The following is a 19,810-nucleotide window of genomic DNA, read 5'->3' as shown; positions in this document are numbered from 1 at the left end:
CATTAGTGATTTCCCAAGGGTCATTTAATCCCAAGGCAAGGGCAAATATGTCACTGCTATTCATGATATTATTAACCTGAAAAATAGGATGGTAATGTACCATTTACACTCGATCTGGCATAGACCCGAATAAATAATTAGTCGACAAATCAAAAAAACGCTACCCCTAAAATAAGGGATTTAAATAGTGTTAGATAAAGCAAATAATAATGGTGGGATGATAGTTGTGTATAAAAAATAAAGTAGTACAGCAACTTTACAAATCATAACTGAGTCTTTAATTAGAGCATTTTTTGCAAAATATGAGGAAGTCGCTGCTGCTCCTCGTTTTCAAATTATGCATTTTTAGTTGATTTTACAAAGGAAAATACTATGAAAAAAATAGTTTCTGCAACACCTCTATGTGAAACAAGGTTTGTTTTGTTCTCTAAGTTCAATATTCTGCATCAAACTTGTCGGTGCATTTTCGTGAGTTTATTGTTTTTAATCAGTGTGTCGGCTTGGGCAGGTGAAGACCAGTGTGAACTGACAGATAATTATGATGGCACCATCTCAGATTCCAATACTGGATTGATGTGGTTGCAGGATGCTGATTTTATGGAAGATGCAACCTGGAATGCAGTAAAATCACAACTGGAGACATTGATGGTGGGCGGTTACAGTGATTGGCGGTTACCCGAAATTGAAGAACTGGGGAATTTATATGTAACCTTAAACAGCTCAGGAACATTTCAGCCCACACCATTTATCAATCTTGATGTCAATGGGCAAAGTGATTGGCATTGGTCTGGTACACAAGCGAGTGATGTGTGTTGGTGGAGATATTGCCAGAATCGCGCCTGGATTCTGAGTTTCGAGACGGGAACAACTTATGAAGTAGAAGTAAATTATGCTCTAAATTCAGTGCTGGTTAGAACTGAAGGCGAACCATCATGTGGTAGTTAATTTATTGGTAGTGGGGGAGGTGGCTTAAAGTTGTGAGTTTTATCCCACTACTCAATTTTTTCCCCAACCTCAAATATCAAACGCACTGTTGTGCCATGATGATTTGACTGCAGCTCAAGTTTGGCTCCAATATCTTTAGCACGATATTGCATGTTTTTCATACCATGCCCTTGCTGATTTGCACGGACAATGCCTGATCCATTATCACTTATTTCTATATAAACCTGATGATCAGGTAGTGTGCCAGTGGTTACTGTGATCGTGGTGGCATGTGCATGTTTGATAATATTAACAATAGTTTCCTGTATGATTCGCATGATTTGCAAAGTATGGTGTGGGTCAGAAACCTGAATGGATGGTAAGTCACCAATTTTCCAGTTTAATTGTAACCCTGACTTTTCCAGCTGTGGTTGTATACGAGCACGTAGCATACCTAGTATAGAGGGAAGATCTTTTTCCAGTGGATCAAAAGAGTCAATAGTAAGCCTTAAATCCTGTAAAGAATTTTTCAATGCTTCTTCTATGGATTTAATATCCTTTTCACCGGCTTGGATCATCGCGAGTGTCGTTACTAATTGTCCACCCACGCCATCATGCATATCTCGCATAATGCGTTGTCGTTCTTCGTTAAGAATATGCTTTTTATTTTGTGTTTGATCTTCCTGTATTTCATCTGATTTTTTAAGTGCATCGATAAAACGCATTAATAGTACCCAGCAAAATACACTGACGATGGCAATTGCACTGTATTGTATGAAATAGCCCTGTGTTCTGGGTAAAAAACCATTGATGACAAACCAGTCATGTAAGCCGAAAGAAAGGGCGATCCCAGAGGCGGTAAGTAACAAAAATATCTTTATATTTTGATTTTTTTGATGGGCTTTAAGTATTAAAACAGATAAATAAAGCCCGATAATAAGCGATACAGTATCCCATACATGAAATGCTATTGGATAAAACCAATGTGGTTTAAATGCGGCAATGGCCAGCATGATCGCGCTTGAAAATACACCATAATAGAATAGTGCCTTTTCATGTTTTTGATGGGTTTTGGCTAGAATACGATGAACGAATATCAGCATAATGATCATGAGCCAGCACAGGCTTGCTTTCCATAGCCAGTCCCAAAATACTCGGTCAACAGGAATGTTTGTAATGAATAGATTGAGGTTATGAATGGCCCAGATAAAAACAAGCAGTGCGAACCAACCATTAATGACTTCTGCCTTTCGGTAAAACCAAAACACTGCAATAAAACAACCGACCCCAAGCATGATGATCGTAATAATTATAATAATCTCAATTTTTGCAAAATAATATGAGTTGTAAGCAGGTTTTAATGTGCTGTCTGAACCAAGGTAGATTTTACCCAGCAAGCCTCTTCCTGGTTGATCCGTTGCGATTTGAACTAAAAAGTCATTTTTCCCTACATTGAACAAATCGGCAGGAATGGACAGGTAAACAGGCTTGTTCCAGTTATTAGCTAATCTGGGTTCAAATGAGCCACCATTACCAATTAATTTATCATTCAGGTAGGCGCTCATATTCATGTTGATGTGAGGGAAAAAGATTCCCCAGGTTTGGTTGGGCGGCTCTTCGAGTGTGATTGAAAAGCGATACCATGCATATTGAAATGGCTCTTTACTATTTTTTAGCCAGTCATCCGGTAGGCGCTGTGGTTGCCATGAGGATGCTTTATCAACAGTGGTTTGAGATGAGGTGTAAATAACATCAGCCGTGGAAATTTCTATATCATGAGGGATGTTATACGGCTTAATAAGAGCAAGAAGTAGCCAAGACAATATAATACATAAAATGGTAATTAAATATTGGCTTTTAACGCTCATTTTCTTTGTAAAATAACTTTTATTTACAGTCCTTTCAATAAACCCAGTTGCCTTGCTTCATAAACTGCTTCATTGCAAGAGTGCACAGCCAGTTTACGATAGATTTTTTTAAAGTGGGAGTTTATCGTATGGCTGGATAGACCAAGCATTTTAGCTGTTTCGCTGTAGGTAAACCCTTTGGATGACAGGTTGAGAACTTCCACTTCACGGTTTGTTAAATCTGATTGCTGTTTTGCCTTGGCACTGTTTTGCGATGGATCATACAAACGATGCAGCAAATGTCGGGCAATTGTTGGGCTCATTGGGGAGCCCCCTTGCAATAACTGATGGAGTGACTTTATAATTTCTTCATCAGATTCATCTTTAAGCAAATAGCTATGCGCTCCGGCTTCAATGGCATTGAGTACATGTTGCTCGTCACCAAAAACGGATATGACCATAATTTCAGTGTTCGGATGCTGAACCGCAACGGCTTGGATGATTTCAATCCCGCTACCATCCGGTAACCCAAGGTCAACCAATAGAATGTCAGGGATTTTTTGGTTTAAAAAATGCCGTGCACTTGCTAATGTATCTGCGCTTGCAATGATAGAAAATTCAGGGCGGGTTGAGATGGCTTGAATCAGCCGCTCGCGTGTTTTTGGATCATCTTCAATAATGGCTACAGTATGATATTGCATGGTGAGTAACCTTTTGAATTATTGTATTTTTATATAAAGTCCCTCTCTTATTCATTCTCTTCCTAATTCCAAAGAGCTGCAAGGTAATTTTTACATTATTTTTGGAACTGCTTAACACTTTGAACGGATCGTAATACAGAGTTATTTAGAGGGCTTTATTTTCCTACGAAAAAGATCGTTGTGGCGACTGACCAAACGATCAAGAAACAGCAGACCATCAAGGTGGTCGATTTCATGTTGAACAGCGCGTGCTTCAAAGCCTTCGCAGGTGTAGCTATGCTGTTTCCCCTGTTCATCATATGCATCAAGAGTGATTCTCTCTGCACGGATGACGTTGCCGGTATAATCAGGAACAGACATACAGCCTTCTCGACCAATGACCATGCCATCCCAGTGTGTTATTTCAGGGTTAATTAATACCATTTTTCCTTGATGTTTGAGCGGCTTTTTTTTCCTGCTTCGTTCGGCCATGCTCGACACATCAACAATAACAATACGTTGATTTTTTCCGACTTGAGGAGCAGCTATTCCTACACCACCTGGCCCTGCTCGCATTGTTCTTTCGAGGTCAGATAAAAAAAATCGCAAATCATTGTCAAATTTTTCTACAGGTTTGGCGATACTTTTTAGACGTTTATCGGGGTATGTAATGATTTTGTAGGTTGTCATGGATTAACCAATCATGGTTTCAATCGGGGATAGATGTGTATCAATGTCATTTAGTTTTACTTGACTGAGTGCCAATTCCAGTGGTTCAATTCCTTGTGTTGCACGGCCTTCAATATGCATGATGTAGAGTGGTTTTTCTTTGCTGCCTCCTACATCTGATTCCAGATCAAGAATATCCAGCCCGGCATCAAAGAGTGCGTTGGTGGCTTGAGCCACAATACCGGCTCTATCTGCGCCAAATACTGAAATACGAACATCGGGCACGATATGTTGGTGCAGCTTTGCATCAATGGCATCCACATGAATTTTTAATTCAAGTTGATCAGTAACAGGAGCCAGCATACTTTTTAGAGCATCAGCATCACCTTCATAAGAGACCATGAGCATGATGCTGAAATTTCCACCGAGCCTCATCATTGAAGCTTCTCCCAGATTGCAGCTGTTTTTAAACAATACGCTTGTTATTCGAGCGACGATGCCTGCTTTATCTTTTCCCACTAACGTGAGCATGAACCAGTTTTTCATTGCTTTTCCCCCAGGTTTTTTGCTGTTTAGAGCACTTATGTCAACCAAATTAGTGTTGCCATGCGCCCCGTCGTTTGGTCTCTGCGAAATGAGTAAAATCGTTTTTCATCATGATAAGTACAAAAATCACCACCGTAACAAGCGGTAATGCCTTGGCTTTTGAGCCGTTGCCTTGCCAATTGGTATAAGTCTACGAGCCATAAGCTATTAGATTGTTTTGTGAAAGCCATTTTTGCTTGCTCATCATGTGCGATAAAAGCATCTCGTACGTCATCACCTGATTCAAAAGCCTTGGGGCCGATTGCCGGGCCGAGCCATGCGATGAGTTCATTGCCAGGACAGCCCATGGTATTGATCGTCTGCTCAATAATGCCATCCGCCAATCCGCGCCATCCGGCGTGTATGGCGGCGACCGTTGTGCCTGCTTTGTTACATAGAAGAACGGGTAAACAGTCCGCAGTTTGAATCGTGCAAATAATATTTTTTTCATGGCTGTAACAGGCATCGGCTTTGATCGGTTGAGTGATGTGAGCTGCATTAACAGCTTGAGTGCCATGCACTTGCTCAAGCCAGTGTAATCGTGATGGAAGGTTGAGGGTGGATTGCAAGTGCTGCCGATTTTTCTGTACAACATCTGGGTCATCTCCGACATAGGTGGAGATATTCATAGAGTTATAAGGGGATTGACTCATGCCACCGTTACGCGTGGTTGTGATGGCTCGAACATTTTCAGGGGCGGGCCAATCAGGAGTGATCCAGTCATGCATGGTTTTGAGTATCCTCTCTCAATACGCTTAATAGGTGAGTCATGTCGTTTGGCAGAGGGGCGTTCCATGACACTGTCTCTCCGCTACTCGGATGATCGAATGTGAGGCGAAGCGCGTGCAGTGCCTGACGTTTAAAACGTCGTAGTGTTTCATCTAATGCTTCGCTGGCGTGCGGCGGAATGCGTAACCTGCCGCCGTATACAGGGTCGCCGACTAACGGGTGTTTGAGGTGTGTCATATGAACACGTATTTGATGGGTGCGCCCTGTTTCTAATTTAACATCAATAAATGTGTGTAGGCGGAATTTTTCTGCGACCCGATAGTGAGTGGTAGCGTGTTTGCCATTATGATTTACGGCCATGCGTTTACGATCAACCGGGTGGCGACCAATGGGCGCTTCAATGGTGCTTCCTGCCACCATTGTGCCGTGAACGACGGCTTGATATTCACGACTGATACTGCGCTCTTGAAGTTGTTCAACCAAGTATTTTTGTGAGGAGAGAGTCCGCGCGACCACAAGCAGACCTGTCGTATCCTTATCGAGACGATGTACAATGCCGGCTCTTGGAATATTGACCAGTTCTGGCTCATGGTGCAAGAGTGCATTCAGTAAAGTGCCCGCTTGATTGCCTACGGCGGGGTGCATGACCAAACCGGCAGGTTTATTGACAATAATCAAGTCATCATCTTCAAAGATGATGTTAAGTGGAATTGCTTCGGGTTGTGATTCAGTCTGCTTCTCTAAAACAGGGTGCAAGGTCACATGCTCACCGCCTGAGACTTTGGTTTTCCCCGGAAGACCTGTTTTGTTGTTGATTATGATATGCCCGTCGTGCAACCATTGCTGTAGTTTTGAACGTGAATAATCGACAAATAAATTGGCTAAAACCCAGTCGAGCCTTTTACCAGACATTGATTCAGGAATATCGGCTTGTAACATTGGTGAGTGATTCATAAAATTACTGACTATTGTTGAAGTACCTTTAATAACAGTTATCTTATACTAAGAATGAGGCGCGGTTGTCATGCGATTGAAAAAAACACTCATAATGGTTGGATTATTACTGGCCGCAACGGGGTGTTCCCAGCAACAGGTTAAACACGACTCATCTCAGTCAACGAGATATCATTATGACGTGGGGATAGAACGGGTCAAGCAAAGTCACTTTACGACGGCAATCAATGAGTTTAAAACCCAGATAAAACGATACCCTGATGCCCCTGAAACTGAAAAAGCGACATTACAATTGGTTTATGCTTATTACAAACAGAAGCAGTTGAATGATTCAATTTCTATTGCGGAAAAATATATAGAAAAATACCCCGTAAGCAGTAAACTGGATTATGCCTATTACTCAAAAGGGTTGGCGCTCTTTGATCTTGGACTGGAGCAAGACTCAAAAAATTCTGACTCGTCAGATGAAAGTATACGTCAAGCCTACCAAAGTTTTTCAGCACTCGTTAATCGGTTTCCTGAAAGTAAGTATGCATATGATAGCATTCAGAGAATGACGTTCTTGCGTGATAAACTGACTGAAAATGATGTCGGTCGGGCACGTATGGCATTGAATGACGGAAAGTATAAAGAAGCCGTTGTCTATGCCAAGTATATTATTGAAAATTATAAAAATACTCCGGCGGCAATTGATGCTCTGGATATTTTGACTCAAAGTTATAACTTACTGGGTCTGAATGAAAGCAGTGATACTCGTGTTCAACAGACTGAAGCAGCGGTCGTTGAGAAAGCGCCTGAGGTTGAAGTCTCTGAAGTTGATCGTATGGGTTGGGGAAACGCAGCCTGGTTTCATGCTCAAAGTGCTTCAGATTATACCTTTCAACTGTTAATGACCTCTAATGAAGAGGAGATGATTGAAATTATTGATCAGTATGATCTCTTTTCATCCAAAACTTATGTATATTACCCAGTTGAGTATGGGGGCGGAATTTGGTATGTCTTGCTTTATGGTGCATTTCCAACTATTTCTATGGCTGAAAATGCAATTGATTCGTTACCCCAAGGGTTGGTGAAAAACAGGCCCTGGATACGTAGAATAGGGACACATAAAAAAATCTCTGAAAGAGGGAGTTATTAAGTCACGTGAAACAGATCGTTGCAATTCAAAAATTTCGTTTATGGGTCATGATGAGCATATCTTTTATTATGGCAGGTTGTTCTTCGACGGGTGTTCAAATTGAGGATCCTGAAAACTGGTCTGCATCCAAGCTATACAGTGAGGCAAAATCAGCACTGGATCGTGAAGATTATCAGTTTGCCATTGAAGATTATGAGACGCTGATATCACGTTACCCTTTTGGCGAATATGCACAGCAGGCACAGCTTGATGTTGCATATGCTTATTATCAATATAATGAACCAGAGTCAGCCATCTCTTCTGCTAACTATTTCATTCGATCATATCCGCGCCATAAAAATGTTGATTATGCTTACTACCTGAAAGGGTTGGCTCGTTTTGATCAGGGAATGGATTCAATTGACCAGATACTATCATTGGATACAGCCGAGCGTGATCCACGGAGCACGGATGAGGCACTCCGCTACTTTTATGATGTGATTGTAAATTTTCCTGAAAGTGTTTATGCGGCAGATGCCGTGCAACGAATTGTTTACTTGAAAAATAAACGTGCCCGACATGAACTGTATGTAGCCGATTATTACATGAGGCGGGGTGCGTATGTTGCTGCTGCAAACAGAGCAAAGCAAGTGGTTGAAAAATACCACCGAAGCGCATCGGTAGCCGATGCATTAGCGCTGATGGTGCGGGCGTATGTGGTTCTGGGTATGGGAAATCTGGCAGATGAAGCTTTTCAGGTGTTCAAACTGAACTATCCTGAAAGCCCAGAGATTGAAAAGTTATCTAAAACTTTGGGAGAGATATGAATGTGGGATTTTTTTGAAACCGTTCGCCATCGTCATTCAGTGCGCCAGTATCAAGCCGATGTTGCTGTTGAGCGTGAGAAACTGAATGCAATACTGGAAATGGCGTGTGCAGCGCCGAGTGCAGGTGATTTGCAGTCCTATAAAATTTTTGTGGTCGAAGATGGAGAGACGCGCATGGCTTTAAGTCAAGCCGCCGAGAATCAAAAGTTTATTGCTCAAGCACCTGTCTGCCTGGTTTTTTGCGCCGATCATGAACGTTCGTCAAAAATGTATGGTGAGCGTGGAGAAAAGCTCTATGCAATTCAGGATGCGACAATTGCGGCAAGTTATGCTCAATTAGCGATTGTTGCGGCTGGAATGGCCTCAACCTGGGTGGGTCATTTTTCTGAAAAAACAGTTGCTGGTATTGTGGGTTCTGAGCAGGGGAGTGTGCCGGTGGCTCTGCTAAGTGTGGGCTACCCTGCAGAGTTACCTGAGCAAAAACCACGTCGACGTATGGAAGAAGTCGTCAACTATTTGTAGGTACTGTTAATTCGGGAATGGGTTGGATGGATTCATTTCAGGAATGGCATAATCTTCCCAAGGCTGATCCATGTTGAATTCACTGCCGTCATAATCATAAGTGCCTTCTGATCCGAATGTACCTGTACCTTCGACATAAGTATAAAGGCCTGCATCAACAGTGACGTTGTCACCATTTTCAATCATGTTGAATGAGCCGCCATCGCCGGGTATCTCTGAGCTAGAGAATGTCAAATTGTTAATGATTTCAGTCGGCGTGCTTTTGTCATCATAAGCAATTGCGGACATATCAACAATAAACTCTGAAACCATATCTTCGCTCGTGACTATTTGTGTCATTTTTGGTTTGGTCAGCAGGTTATCTTTGATGAATACCATAGATATATCAGTACCTTTTATGTCTTGACGCATGATGACTTTGGTTGGATTGGCAGTGCCTTGTCCTAAAGAGCTGAGTGGATTAAAATTAACAAGATCAATGCTGCCATTAATGAGCGGGATCGTCGCACCGTTAGCTGTGCCTGCCCCGTCAGATGAGTAGCTCCCTCTGATATAAACTTCCTGAGCGAAAGCCTCATCTGGATCACCTATGATCATGTGAATGTAGCTATTGCCATCATCACCAGTGATTGTTTCATAAAGAAATGGTGTTTGGTTTTCCCCCGCTCTAACACCCTCCTCACAAAAGACATCGGTTGTATCTCCAAAATTACACCGCATATGAACCTGTCCATTTTGCTCTTTATATTCAAGCTTCATGTCAGTGGCTGCATGCGCTGAACTTATAAACAAGGATACAACAAGAAGAGCGCAGTGCAACGATATTAATAATTTTAAATATGAGCGGGTCTTACTTGGCTGTCTGTGGTGAACCCCCAGAACTTTATTGGAACATAAATAACTTTTTTGCATAAATTATTCCTTCCTTTAAGTTAAGTTCGTTAAGTGGGAAACTTCACTGTGCGGCAAAATTTCGTAAAATAATAACCCGCTCTTTAACTTCGGTTATTAAAAGCTGGATTAGTTTCCTTTTTAACCCAAAAATTATGAAATTATAATTATGTGTCTTAAAAAATTTATTTTTAAACTATTATCTGTGGTGAGTCAATGGTTTATTTTGTATTTAATTCAGGAAAATAACAATGAATATCAAGTATAAAAATAGATTTTTTGGTAAGCCATGTCTTTTTTTTATTGCACTATTGCTGTTTTCTGGATTAACGGTTGTATATATGAATTATTACAAGCCTTACGAAGTGGTGGGTGGAGAGCTGTTAAAAAATCCTGGATTTGAAAATGGGTTTGAAGGGTGGGGGACTTCAGGTTTAAATAGTGTTGAGAGTGATCTTCCGGGTATTGTTGCGCTTTACGCAATGGAGTCGGGTCAAAATATATTCATATACCAAAGAGTCAGAGAGTTTTCTGGTGTCAAGTTTTTACGTCTCTCAGGAAAAGCTGAAACAGACTCTGTGGCCAAAGGAGAAGAGGGTTGGCAAAGAGGTCGTTTAATTGCAGTTTTTCATGACGAAAATGACAAAAAAATCGGCACCAATGTCGTATCACTGCCTTGGGGAGACAGTGACTGGAAGTATTATGAGCATGTATTTGAGCTAAAACCAAACACAAAGTCGATACGTGTGGGTGCAAATATTGCACAGGTAGCAGGAATTATACGCGTTCAAAATATCAGTCTGAAGCCTGTGCTGATCAAAGCAGAAGCCGCTTATTTTAAAATTTTTGGGCTCATTATCTGGATGGTTATGATTGTATGGTTAATGTGGGATGACTTAAAATCCCTTGGCCTGCAACATATTAAAACTCTGGCTTTTGTTGGCTTGCTTCTTGTCGGGATGGCAATGCCAGGGGGCGTGCGAGATGCCCTGCTGAGCCAATTGCCGGATATCTCTTACAAAATAAGCCATTCATTTACCTTTGATATTGATACGCTCTCTCACTTCTTGTTATTTCTTATCGTCGCTTTTCTGCTTGTAAAATCGTTAGATGAAAAACAGTGGTGGATGATTGTTATTGACCTGGTTTTATTAGGCATTTTCACAGAATTTTTGCAGGTTTTTATAGATGGCCGAGTCGCGGAATCTATTGATTTGCTCGTGAACTATTCGGGGCTTGCTGTTGGTGCTGGGCTTGCGCTTTTATGGAAAAAAAGAGGTTGAGGGGTAAGGAATCGTACATATAGACTCTAATAATGTGATTTTTATACAGAATTTTTGTGAATAATAACGTGATATATTAAAATATCTGGAGTATTCTTAGTTGCTTATCAATTCGGAAACGACTCGTAACTTGTTGCGGGGGAGTGATAACACCGCCAGGGATGAAGGCAATAGCTATTCATTGTTAAAAGGATGCTCGAATGTACTGCGGGTGGTGTTATGGTAATCATCACAACAAGCTGGTTTTATGGCTCGTTCTGATTGTATGTTTTTGTCTGTCAGGGTTTTCTTCTGAGCTTTATGCACAAAAAAACAGTGCTGAATCGGCTTCAAAGCAAACCATCACATCTTATATTCATAGTGCAGAGCTGGCAAAGCAAGACGGTCAATGGTTGCTTGCTGCGCAATCGCTGGCTAATGCTGCAAGGCTCACATTGCAAAATGGCCAACCTGATGAAGCAAAAAAACTTGCCTATCAAGCATTAGCAATCCCCCAGGATGGCTTCACTCCGCAGGAAATTTCCTATCTGTTGATCAATCTCGGGCGTACCTTGGCGCAGATTGATGAGAAGCTTGTCGACCCCGGGCACACATTACGTATATATGCCTTTACCCTATTCAACAGAGCAGCAAAAATTTCAGCTCGGGCTAATGAGATTAAAACTATTTCTTACGCTTTGGGTTATACCGGAGAACTTTTTGAAACCGAGCAACGTTATCAAGAAGCGTTGACTTTTACCCGCAGAGCCATTTTTCGTGCCCAACAAGTCGATGCAAAACATCCAATGTTTCTGTGGCAATGGCAAAAAGGTCGATTATTTGCCGCATTGGGTCAAAGCAGCGCGGCCATTGATGCCTACCGACAAGCCATTAAGTTGTTACAGAATTTACAGCCTGCCTTTAAAACCTCAATGGGCGAAACATCGACAGGGCAGGTTTATTTGCAACTGGTTGATCTGTTGCTTAAAGGTGCAGAAAAGAGTCAGGATAAAATCAAAATAACAAATCTGTTGCGCTCTGCGCGTGACACGGTGGAGCAGATGAAAGCCGCTGAACTGCGCGACTATTTTCAGGATGAATGCGTTGATAAATTGCAGGCCAAAGTCAAGGATGTAAGCAAAATATCTCCCACAGCCGTAGTGATCTATCCGATTATGCTTGAAGATCGGCTGGAGCTGTTGCTGAATTTCCCTAGTGGTGAAATGAAGCGTTACAGCGTACCTGTAGGTTTCGACAGACTGAGCGCTGAGATTCACCAATTTCGTCGGTTATTGGAGAAGCGTACAACAAACCAATACCGCCCTCATGGACAACAGCTTTACCAGTGGTTAATCACTCCTTTTGAGGATGATCTTCTATCTTTAAATATTGATACTTTAGTCTTCGTTCCAGATGGTGCGCTGCGTACCATTCCCATTGCAGCACTTTTTGATGGTGAAAAATTCCTGATTGAAAAATATGCTGTCGCAATAACGCCGGGGGTGGAGCTGACCGATCCAACGCCACTTGACCGCAGCCACATCAAAGCACTCTACGTTGGTCTGAGCCAATCTGTACAGGGTTTTCCACCTCTTGAATATGTCCCTGAAGAGCTTGATGGTGTGCGTGATATTTATGCAGGCGAGTTACTTCTTAATGAAGAGTTTACAAAGAGCAGCCTAAAAGATGGTCTGGAGGATAAAAGCCTCAACGTGTTGCATATCGCAACTCATGGCAAATTTTCAGGTGATGCTGACAGTAGTTTTATTTTGGCCTATGACGGCCGCGTGAGTATTAATCAGTTAGCTGCGCAGATCGGCATGTTCAAGTTCAGAGATACACCACTAGAACTTCTGGTTCTAAGTTCTTGCGAAACCGCTCAAGGTGATGAGCGGGCTGCCCTGGGATTATCGGGCGTGGCCATTAAAGCAGGTGCACGCAGTGCAGTGGGTACGTTGTGGAAAGTGGATGATATTGCTTCATCACAATTGATTCGTGATTTTTATCGGCAGTTACAAGATCCTGAAGCATCACGCGCCGTCGCTATGCAAAGAGCGCAGCGGGAGATGTTAAACGATATACGCTTTAAGCACCCAGGCTACTGGTCAGCCTACATTCTCATTAATGGCTGGTTATAAAAAGTGATGCTGATGACAAAAATTATCGACTCAAAACCCATCACAGCAACTAGTATTGTTCTGCTTGTGTTTGGTATTGTCATGGGCATTCGTCAGATTGGCTTGCTGCAGGAGCTGGAGCTTGCGCTATATGATTTTCATCTAAAATCTAAAGTGACTGAAAATATAACAGAGTCACCCGTGCTGCTGATCCGAATTTATGAGCCTGATATCCAGCGGCTGGGTTATCCCATTAATGACTATGCATTGGCAGAGGCGCTGAATCTGCTCAATGAATTAGGTGCGCGAGCGATAGGTGTGGATCTCTATCGTGATTTTCCAGCTTCGGGGCATGATGAACTGCGTGCTGCCGTGATTGGTAATTCACACGTTGTGATGATTGAAAAACGTCTGGGTGAATCGGTGCCTCGTCCCGATTTTATAGAAGATTCCAGCCAAGTCGGTTTTTCTGATCTAAAACAGGATACCAGTGGTGTGATTCGTCGTGGCCTGTTGATTTTATGGGATGACGCAGGTCAGCCTTACTTCTCGCTGGGTTTACAACTGGTACTAAAATACTTGCAGGATTTCGGCATAACCATCACAGAAGACCCTGTGGATGAATCACAGATCAGGCTCGGTGAAACAACTCTGCGGCGTTTTAATGGCAATGATGGTGGCTATCAAAATGCAGATGATGGCGGTTATCAGATCATACTGGATTATGGTCGGGGTACGGCTCCTTTTCCTTCCTACTCTTTATCAGAGTTGCTGAGTGGTGAGTTGAGTGCTGAGCAAATTCGTGGACGAGTGGTCATTTTGGGAATGACGGCCGCCAGCATGATAGATCGGCATGAGTCTCCGCTCACTACTGGCTCTGGAGCGAGCCGATCCAACTATGGCCTTGAAATCCAGGCTCACACTGTGGATCAGTTGATTAGAGTTGCGTTGCAAAATGATACGCCGTTAGAAATTGTCCCTGAGTGGGTCGAAATTTTATGGATCATGCTGCTTTGTATTTTAGGTGCTGTATTGGGGGTCTGGATTCAGAGGCCATGGCTGCTTATCGTATTTGCCGTAGGTGGCATTTCCCTGATATGGACTATGGTGCAATACATTTTTTTCCAGAACTTTTGGCTTCCTGCGGTAGCGATTGCACTTGCCTACCTTGGCTCTTTGGCGCTGGCAACTATTTGTTGTGCCCAGCGTGAGCATGCTGAACGAGAACTCATCATGCAGTTGTTCGGTAAATTTGTCGCGCCTGAAGTGGCTACTGTGCTGTGGCAGCAGCGTGAGCAGTTTATGGAAGAGGGCAGGCCGCGTCCGCAGCGCTTGACGATCACCGTCATGATTATTGATCTACAAGGTTATACATCACCCACAGAGAATATGGATCCTGCTGTTGCAATGGAGTGGATCAATCGCTACCTGGATACCATGACCTGCATTGCAGCGGAATATGGGGGCATCGTTGATGATTACGCGGGTGACGGTATCAAAGTTAATTTTGGTGTGCCTATTGCAAGACAGAGCGAATCTGAAATCAGACAGGATGCACAGCAGGCGGTCGATTGCGCTCTTGCAATGGGCGCGGCGCTCAGCCATCTCAATGATGAATTAAGCGACCATGAGCTGCCTGCGTGCCGGTTGCGTATTGGAATCTGCTCCGGTGTGGCGATTGCTGGCAATCTGGGCAGTGCTCAGCGCATGAAATACACCACAGTGGGTGATGTGGTTAATACGGCTGCTCGTCTGGAAAGTTTTGATAAAAAAAGTTTTAAAAATGATCAAGTGCATGATTTTCGCATCTTGATCGGTGAATTGGTTTACCACTATCTAGGGCATGGATACCAGATCACCTCTTTGGGGGAGTGCCATTTGTGCGGTAAAAACAGAGGTATTTCAGTTTACCGGATATGGGGTAAAAATAGTGATATGAATGAACAAAAAAAGAAGGTCATGGTATGAAAACTCGCGACTGTTTCATTAATTTTATAGTGTTTACTGGCAGCCTTCTATTGCCATTGCAAAGTTACGCTGCTGATGCTAAAAAAACAACTCAAAAAGAGCAGGCAAAAGCAAAACAGTCACAAGTGCCATTAGTGCCATACGTGCCGCCGAAGCCAGTCAGGCCAATACCAAAAATTCGTACCAGTCAGGGGGGGACGCGTGGTTGCGGAGGGCTGCCAACAATAACACTGCTCGTTCCAGAGCATGTTGGCTTAACCACGCAGGAGCAACCACAGCTCTATTGGCACATCACTGCGATGAGTCAAAAACCGGTCGTCGTGACGTTGGCTCACGATGAAGCAACTGAGCCGCTGCTTGAGTGGCAAGTGTCTGAGCCTGTCAAGGCTGGCATTAACTCCATAAATCTTGCAAAGCATGATGTTCATCTGGAAAGTGGTAAAACCTATGAATGGTCGTTACGGATGAGGTGTGGACAAGGCGAAAGTGCTTCGGGGGATCTTGTCGTGAAATCGTATATCGAACGGGTTCAAGTCAATGGTCAAATCAAAGCTGTAGATCAACACGGTGACCCAATAGATTTAGCAAATGCGTATGCCAGCAGAGGTATCTGGTATGACGCATTCGCAACACTCCATGATGCATGGAGCAACGATTCAGGCAATCAAACCCTGCAGTTGGCATGGAGTGGCATGTTAGGCCAAATGGAATTAGTTCAACCATAATCAGAAATTTAAAAATAAAAAGGAAAAACTATCATGAAATTTAATAAAATATTTGTTGTACTGGCGATTCTCTTGTTGGTCATTATTCTTTTCTTATTATCGGATCGTAACCTGAAACAAAAGGTTGTTACGGTGGATTGTGATAATGGAGATAATGGAGAGACATTAAGAACAAAAGTGGCGGGCAGCAATAAAGGAGATGTTATAAATGTTCTTGGAACATGTAAAGTGAACTCTCCGGTGGTGGTGGGAACCAGCAACATTCTGATTAATGGCCAAGGAGCAACGATTGATGGTGGTGATGGTGAACACTCAGTCATAGAGGTGCGGGGAGCAAAAAATGTCATAATTAGCGGCTTGACATTGGCCAGAGGAAAGCATGGTATCTTTATTGATGAAAAATCATCGGTTGCGTTGAGTGATATTAATGCGAGAAACAATTCCAGTGCTGGAATTGCGATAGGGGCTGATGAGTTTGAATTTGCTCCAGAGACTAGTGAAGGTGGTTTAGGTGTTCAGCAAAGCCTTGGTGATACACAAAAAACCCCTCTTACAGAGATATTAAATAAACTGGATTTTTCATTTATATCACAAGCAGTGGCTGACTGCCATGATGTTACTCTTCCTGATGTTTCTACAATTATTAAAACTAAAAATATCATAGGGTTTAAACTCTGTGGGGGAGGAACAAGTGTTGTTTATGGGACTGTTACAGTAAATGGTTCCGGCAATGTTGGAGTACATTTGGAGAGTAGCCTATTGGTAATCATTGATAATTTGATTATTAGGGATAAAAACCTCGCCGGGATGGTAGTGAGTGAAGGCTCGGTAGTAAGAGTTTATGGCCGTGTTGATGAACAAGGCAGTGATTTTGGTCTCGCGTTGTCTACTTATGTAGGTGAATCCAAAATTAGAGTCTATTCAGGTGTAAGTTTCAATGAGAAAATTTCTTGTTATGAACGTAGTGGCCTCAACAATGATGTAACCACTGGAAGTATTAGAGAGCTGACTTGTCAATGAGCAATCACTCTACCTTGCTGTATCTATGTCTCAGTGCTATCAGCTTCACTGGCTATTGTCAGGAGACAAGGATCACTTCTTCCGGTCTCGGAACTTCTATTGATTCACCGAGGCAAGAAGAAGGAGGGGTGTTTTACGATATTTCAAGCGACAGCAGGCAAGGTGAAAACATATTTTTTAGCTTTGATCAATTCAGTATTGGTGAGGGTGATGTGGCTAACTTCATAAACTCTGAAAAACAGAGTGTTAAAAATATCATCAGTCGCGTCACAGGAGGAGAGCCCTCACTGATTCATGGAGAGATTAATACACGTGAGTATGGTGAGGCTGACCTGTTTTTTGTCAATCCGAACGGCATTACCTTCGGGGAAGGGGCAAAGCTGAACGTCGGGGGCTCTTTCCATGCGTCAACGACGGATAGAGTCGTTTTTAAAGATGGGGCTGTTTTTTCAGCCGATTTATCTGATCCCGTCATGTTGTCGTCCGCAGAACCAGAATCATTTGGTTTTCTGGATAATAGTCTTGAAGCGATAAAAGTTGAAAACTCTGTGCTTGAATCCGATTCAGGTAAAGCAATATCACTTGTGGGCGGTGATGTAGAGGTGAATAATGGTGTATTGGAAGTCACTGGTGGTATGATCAACATTGATGCTCAAACTCTTTTAATGAATAATAAATCTGTGCTGAAGTCGAAGTCTGCTACAGGAGTAGATACGACAAACACTGAAAAAAATGGCATCGTCATAAATCTGGTTGATGACCTAGATTTGCAAAATGGATCTCGAATAACAAGCAGCACAAGCTCTGAAGCCATTCATGCTGGCAACATATCTATAACGGTTGAAAATGGTGGTGTCAAAATATCCGGTGAGTCTATTGGTCTGTTCTCTAGTACATCAAGTAAAATCACTAGCAGTGCCAATGATGGTGGAGTCGCGGGTAATATCTCTATTTCTGCTTTAAAACTTGAGTTAACGGATGATGGCAGAATACAAGCAACGAGCAATAGCTTTGGTGAGCAATCTGCAGCGGGTAATATCACGTTATTGCTGGATGAATTAACAATCGACCAGGGTGGTCAAGTTTTAAACCAAGTATCAGGTGATAGTGTCGGCGGCACGATAACAATCAACACCAATACGATCAATATCGTTGACGATATCACCGATCCCAAACCAAGTATTCAAAGCGAAACTAAAGGAAGCGGTGACGCTGGAAATATCTTTATTAATCCATTAGAGAAAAATCTGGTTATTAAAGGCAATAATGGAACGATATCAGCAGATAGCGCCCGTGATGCGACCGGCAATGCCGGTAGCATCAATATCGAGACACCAGCGGGTGATCTGCTGATCGCTGACGGTATTAATATCAGCGCTAAAACATCATGGCAAGGTTTGGGCGGCGGCATCACAGTTAATGGTAAAAATGTTGATATCACTAACGGAGTCAACCTCACTGCCGAGAGCCTGTTCGTACAAGAGGGTTTGCCAACGGGTAGCGATAACTCCGAGTTTGGAAAATCCGGTAGTATTTCTGTTACAGCGAATGAACGTTTGGTGGTGGACAATAGTAATATCAATCTGAATACCCAGGAGGCAGATGCAGGCAATATAGTCATCCGTGCCGGACGGCTGTTTCGCATGGATAATCAATCTAAAATCACAACTTCTGTTGCTGATGGCAATGGCGACGGTGGAGATATCCGTATCAATGAAGAGATTGATTCCAATCTTGTTGTGCTGAGCAATTCCAGCGAGATTCGAGCCAATGCCAGGCAAGGCGCGGGTGGTAATATCAATATCAAAGCCTATTCACATCTTATCTCGCCAGATAGCATTATTGATGCTTCTGCTGGCCCAGCGGGGATTGATGGAGCCGTGACCGTGACCACGCCTGATGTTGATGCCACCACTGGAATGTTGCAACTACCAGAATCATTTCTCGATGTGTCTGCTCTTTTGGGTAACCGCTGCGCAATGCGCACCGCTAGTAATAGTAATAGTAGTAGTTTCTTGGTCAGCTCTAATCGTGATGAGTCAACACCGGATGAGTTGTTAGTAAGCGATACTTCAAACTTGGATGATGTATCCAAAAATTCTGTATTGGAACAAATAGCAATGCGATGCTGGTGATTATCGATAAATTATGAATTTAAGCTCAATGCCATGGTGGTATTGTCGGGTGATTTACCAGTGGCACATCCATGTGTCACGTAGATGTTGACTAAGTCAGTACGACTTTATGATTCACGCCAGTGTATGACTATGTCTTTGACCTGAAAGTCATCGTTTCCGACTCGAGTAATCTGAATGTTGTTTATCCCCGACTTGAGAGTATTAGGCTGAATGCGATCCATATATGTCAGCCAAGCGTTAGAATTGCCGGGAGGTAAAGGAATGTCGAAGCCACTCAGATCCGCACCATTGATTTGAATTTTATGACTATCTAAATCAACACTTTTGACTGTGATTAGCAGATACCCATCGTCTACCACTTTCTGGCCGGTATTGAGTTCGACTCTAAAGTCCTTCTCAAAAACAGGGGAGGTTGCTTTGAAAATGTGATGAATGGGAATGTATTGGAAGTCACTTCTAGCCATGATAATTTCTCCATATTATGTTAAAAAATTTTACTAAAAAGGATTGCTGTTTCAATAGAATCCAGATTTATTTTATCAATAAATTAAGAAACATAGATGTGCGAATTTGCACAAATAAAATGTAAAAAATTACGCTTTAGAGTGCCCGCAGGAGCTATTTATAGGCAGCTAGGGTGTATTCCGGCTTGCCGCACAATATTGAAAGTGGCAACCAAGCCTTGTGATTGAGTGACAAGCGAGCTCTGGTGATGGCTTAAAGCTGTAATTATTTGATATAATAGCATTTATGAAATGTTATGAAGAAGTTAAATGCCCGAAGTGTGGTGGCAACCAAATAATGAAATCAGGGCTTAGCAACAAAGGAGCTCAGC

At 42.6% G+C, this 19,810-nt stretch carries 18 protein-coding genes; 10 read left to right on the top strand and 8 right to left on the bottom strand.

Features of this window, described 5'->3' with window-relative positions:
• Positions 1–468 precede the first annotated feature (468 nt).
• Positions 469–945, top strand: a complete 477-nt coding sequence (locus L3J70_12225; protein MCF6237117.1) for a DUF1566 domain-containing protein — start codon at positions 469–471, stop codon at positions 943–945.
• 47 nt (positions 946–992) lie between these two features.
• On the opposite strand, the gene L3J70_12220 is transcribed toward L3J70_12225, so the two are convergent.
• From L3J70_12220 to rluD, 6 genes are all read right to left on the bottom strand, one after another.
• The gene (locus tag L3J70_12220) at positions 993–2,747 is read right to left on the bottom strand and encodes a histidine kinase (protein MCF6237116.1); all 1,755 of its coding nucleotides are present in this window, start codon (positions 2,745–2,747) and stop codon (positions 993–995) included.
• Between the two features lie 68 nt (positions 2,748–2,815).
• Positions 2,816–3,472 (bottom strand): response regulator transcription factor, encoded by a 657-nt coding sequence (locus L3J70_12215; protein ID MCF6237115.1) that lies wholly within the window; start codon positions 3,470–3,472, stop codon positions 2,816–2,818.
• A gap of 141 nt (positions 3,473–3,613) precedes the next feature.
• A complete protein-coding gene (gene def, locus L3J70_12210; GenBank protein MCF6237114.1) occupies positions 3,614–4,141 on the bottom strand; it encodes a peptide deformylase in 528 nt (175 codons plus the stop codon).
• Positions 4,142–4,144: 3 nt separating this feature from the next.
• The gene (locus tag L3J70_12205; protein MCF6237113.1) at positions 4,145–4,666 is read right to left on the bottom strand and encodes an amino acid-binding protein; all 522 of its coding nucleotides are present in this window, start codon (positions 4,664–4,666) and stop codon (positions 4,145–4,147) included.
• Between the two features lie 35 nt (positions 4,667–4,701).
• Positions 4,702–5,433 carry a peptidoglycan editing factor PgeF gene (pgeF, locus tag L3J70_12200; protein ID MCF6237112.1) on the bottom strand — a complete coding sequence of 244 codons (732 nt, stop codon included), beginning with the start codon at positions 5,431–5,433 and terminating at the stop codon, positions 4,702–4,704.
• The gene (rluD, locus tag L3J70_12195; GenBank protein ID MCF6237111.1) at positions 5,426–6,388 is read right to left on the bottom strand and encodes a 23S rRNA pseudouridine(1911/1915/1917) synthase RluD; all 963 of its coding nucleotides are present in this window, start codon (positions 6,386–6,388) and stop codon (positions 5,426–5,428) included. The genes pgeF and rluD overlap by 8 nt, the downstream gene beginning before the upstream one ends.
• A 70-nt stretch (positions 6,389–6,458) precedes the next feature.
• On the opposite strand from rluD, the gene bamD reads away from it, so the two are divergent.
• From bamD to L3J70_12180, 3 genes are read left to right on the top strand one after another with little or no spacing between them, the layout of a single operon-like run.
• Positions 6,459–7,526 carry an outer membrane protein assembly factor BamD gene (gene bamD / locus L3J70_12190; protein MCF6237110.1) on the top strand — a complete coding sequence of 356 codons (1,068 nt, stop codon included), beginning with the start codon at positions 6,459–6,461 and terminating at the stop codon, positions 7,524–7,526.
• Positions 7,527–7,531: 5 nt separating this feature from the next.
• A complete protein-coding gene (locus L3J70_12185) occupies positions 7,532–8,332 on the top strand; it encodes an outer membrane protein assembly factor BamD (protein MCF6237109.1) in 801 nt (266 codons plus the stop codon).
• Positions 8,333–8,854: a nitroreductase family protein gene (locus L3J70_12180; GenBank protein MCF6237108.1), complete on the top strand. Its 522-nt coding sequence runs from the start codon at positions 8,333–8,335 to the stop codon at positions 8,852–8,854.
• Between the two features lie 6 nt (positions 8,855–8,860).
• Here the strand turns inward: L3J70_12180 and L3J70_12175 are convergent, their stop codons facing one another.
• Complete coding sequence (locus L3J70_12175) at positions 8,861–9,613, bottom strand: hypothetical protein (protein MCF6237107.1); 753 nt, start codon at positions 9,611–9,613, stop codon at positions 8,861–8,863.
• 383 nt (positions 9,614–9,996) lie between these two features.
• On the opposite strand from L3J70_12175, the gene L3J70_12170 reads away from it, so the two are divergent.
• The 6 genes from L3J70_12170 to L3J70_12145 all read left to right on the top strand — a co-directional run bounded on the left by L3J70_12170 (position 9,997) and on the right by L3J70_12145 (position 18,972).
• A complete protein-coding gene (locus L3J70_12170; GenBank protein MCF6237106.1) occupies positions 9,997–11,028 on the top strand; it encodes a VanZ family protein in 1,032 nt (343 codons plus the stop codon).
• 200 nt (positions 11,029–11,228) lie between these two features.
• The gene (locus tag L3J70_12165) at positions 11,229–13,145 is read left to right on the top strand and encodes a CHAT domain-containing protein (protein MCF6237105.1); all 1,917 of its coding nucleotides are present in this window, start codon (positions 11,229–11,231) and stop codon (positions 13,143–13,145) included.
• A 12-nt stretch (positions 13,146–13,157) separates the two neighbouring features.
• A complete protein-coding gene (locus L3J70_12160; protein ID MCF6237104.1) occupies positions 13,158–15,092 on the top strand; it encodes an adenylate/guanylate cyclase domain-containing protein in 1,935 nt (644 codons plus the stop codon).
• Positions 15,089–15,817, top strand: coding sequence for a DUF928 domain-containing protein (locus L3J70_12155; GenBank protein ID MCF6237103.1), 729 nt, complete (start codon positions 15,089–15,091; stop codon positions 15,815–15,817). Before L3J70_12160 ends, L3J70_12155 begins: the two co-directional genes overlap by 4 nt.
• A gap of 33 nt (positions 15,818–15,850) precedes the next feature.
• Positions 15,851–16,837 (top strand): hypothetical protein, encoded by a 987-nt coding sequence (locus tag L3J70_12150; protein ID MCF6237102.1) that lies wholly within the window; start codon positions 15,851–15,853, stop codon positions 16,835–16,837.
• Positions 16,834–18,972 (top strand): filamentous hemagglutinin N-terminal domain-containing protein, encoded by a 2,139-nt coding sequence (locus L3J70_12145; protein ID MCF6237101.1) that lies wholly within the window; start codon positions 16,834–16,836, stop codon positions 18,970–18,972. Before L3J70_12150 ends, L3J70_12145 begins: the two co-directional genes overlap by 4 nt.
• A 107-nt stretch (positions 18,973–19,079) precedes the next feature.
• Here the strand turns inward: L3J70_12145 and L3J70_12140 are convergent, their stop codons facing one another.
• The gene (locus L3J70_12140; GenBank protein ID MCF6237100.1) at positions 19,080–19,439 is read right to left on the bottom strand and encodes a hypothetical protein; all 360 of its coding nucleotides are present in this window, start codon (positions 19,437–19,439) and stop codon (positions 19,080–19,082) included.
• Between the last annotated feature and the right edge of the window lie 371 nt (positions 19,440–19,810).

This window comes from Gammaproteobacteria bacterium, from assembly GCA_021648145.1.
Classification (GTDB): domain Bacteria; phylum Pseudomonadota; class Gammaproteobacteria; order JAADGQ01; family JAADGQ01; genus S141-38.
This window is presented reverse-complemented; position numbering and strand designations above follow the sequence as displayed.

Bases quoted from the DNA above. Each gene is read 5' to 3' on its own strand.
- def (MCF6237114.1), bottom strand. From the start codon at position 4,141: ATGACAACCTACAAAATCATTACATACCCCGATAAACGTCTAAAAAGT.
- pgeF (MCF6237112.1), bottom strand. From the start codon at position 5,433: ATGCATGACTGGATCACTCCTGATTGGCCCGCCCCTGAAAATGTTCGA.
- L3J70_12150 (MCF6237102.1), top strand. From the start codon at position 15,851: ATGAAATTTAATAAAATATTTGTTGTACTGGCGATTCTCTTGTTGGTC.
- bamD (MCF6237110.1), top strand. From the start codon at position 6,459: ATGCGATTGAAAAAAACACTCATAATGGTTGGATTATTACTGGCCGCA.
- L3J70_12170 (MCF6237106.1), top strand. From the start codon at position 9,997: ATGAATATCAAGTATAAAAATAGATTTTTTGGTAAGCCATGTCTTTTT.
- L3J70_12145 (MCF6237101.1), top strand. From the start codon at position 16,834: ATGAGCAATCACTCTACCTTGCTGTATCTATGTCTCAGTGCTATCAGC.
- L3J70_12205 (MCF6237113.1), bottom strand. From the start codon at position 4,666: ATGAAAAACTGGTTCATGCTCACGTTAGTGGGAAAAGATAAAGCAGGC.
- L3J70_12160 (MCF6237104.1), top strand. From the start codon at position 13,158: ATGACAAAAATTATCGACTCAAAACCCATCACAGCAACTAGTATTGTT.
- L3J70_12215 (MCF6237115.1), bottom strand. From the start codon at position 3,472: ATGCAATATCATACTGTAGCCATTATTGAAGATGATCCAAAAACACGC.
- rluD (MCF6237111.1), bottom strand. From the start codon at position 6,388: ATGAATCACTCACCAATGTTACAAGCCGATATTCCTGAATCAATGTCT.
- L3J70_12165 (MCF6237105.1), top strand. From the start codon at position 11,229: ATGTACTGCGGGTGGTGTTATGGTAATCATCACAACAAGCTGGTTTTA.
- L3J70_12155 (MCF6237103.1), top strand. From the start codon at position 15,089: ATGAAAACTCGCGACTGTTTCATTAATTTTATAGTGTTTACTGGCAGC.
- L3J70_12180 (MCF6237108.1), top strand. From the start codon at position 8,333: ATGTGGGATTTTTTTGAAACCGTTCGCCATCGTCATTCAGTGCGCCAG.
- L3J70_12175 (MCF6237107.1), bottom strand. From the start codon at position 9,613: ATGAAGCTTGAATATAAAGAGCAAAATGGACAGGTTCATATGCGGTGT.
- L3J70_12140 (MCF6237100.1), bottom strand. From the start codon at position 19,439: ATGGCTAGAAGTGACTTCCAATACATTCCCATTCATCACATTTTCAAA.